The sequence below is a fragment of the Citrobacter sp. Cb023 genome (assembly GCF_030336805.1).
GTDB lineage: Bacteria > Pseudomonadota > Gammaproteobacteria > Enterobacterales > Enterobacteriaceae > Citrobacter > Citrobacter braakii.
This window is the reverse complement of the sequence record NZ_JAOWCV010000015.1, coordinates 1-272: the sequence shown is the minus strand read 5'-3', so window position 1 is coordinate 272 and position 272 is coordinate 1. Positions and strand designations below refer to the sequence as shown.

At 60.7% G+C, this 272-nt stretch carries 1 pseudogene; it reads left to right on the top strand.

Annotation, left to right across the window (positions count from 1 at the left end):
• Window positions 1–272 (top strand): annotated as a pseudogene (locus tag OGW44_RS00080) (hypothetical protein); the annotation flags it as partial.

Below are 272 nucleotides of genomic sequence, written 5' to 3'. Positions count from 1 at the left end.
GGCACCAGCGTGGACGGAGACGGCAACACGGTTGATAACGGCGGTAAAAACACTGCCGACGGTGCAGGCTCCACCGGTACTGACGTGACCGGCGACGGTAACGACATCAACAACACCGGTGATAACGGCGCCACCAACGGCGGCACCGGCACTGACGTGGACGGCAACGACAACACCATCAACAACGGTGGCAAAAACACTGCCGACGGTGCAGGCTCCACCGGTACAGACGTGACCGGCGACGGCAACGACATTAACAACACCGGTGACAA